The following is a 606-nucleotide window of genomic DNA, read 5'->3' on the forward strand; positions in this document are numbered from 1 at the left end:
ATATAAGCCTGACGCAGTTTGGCACGCTCAGGGTTCACAATCGGGTTGTAGGCAGAAGGTGCTTTAGGCAAGCCGGCCAACATGGCGGCTTCGGCCAATGTTAATTCGTTAACATTTTTGTTGAAATAAATTTGGGCGGCGGAGGCAAAACCATAAGCACGTTGACCCAAATAGATTTGGTTGAAGTACAGCTCCAAAATCTTATCTTTGCTCAAAGACTGCTCGATTTTGTAGGCCAACAGGGCTTCGTTGAATTTACGGGTGAACGAACGCTCGCTGCTCAGGTAGAAGTTTTTGGCAACCTGCTGCGTAATCGTACTGGCACCGGATTGAACGCCGCCGGCCATGACGTTGCCGATTGCGGCACGCGCCACACCCCAAACGTCCACGCCCCAGTGGTCATAGAAGCGTTTGTCTTCGGCGGCAATCACGGCATCTTTCAAAATTTTCGGGAAGTCGCCGATTTTGGTAAATTCACGCCGTTGCTCGCCGTAAACGCCAATGACTTGGCCGTCTGAAGAATAAATCGTCAGCGGCATTTTTGGTTTGTAGTGTTGTAAAGAGTCCCAAGACGGCAGTTTTGGATAGGTTACCAAAATTGCAATT

General features: G+C 49.2%; 1 protein-coding gene. It reads right to left on the reverse strand.

Going from position 1 to position 606, the window contains the following annotated elements; translation table 11 throughout:
* Positions 1–606: transglycosylase domain-containing protein (locus ACTHUM_RS17625; RefSeq protein ID WP_440403639.1), on the reverse strand; the 606-nt coding region annotated here is incomplete at both ends.

It is taken from the genome of Neisseria sp. P0021.S006 (assembly GCF_051956895.1).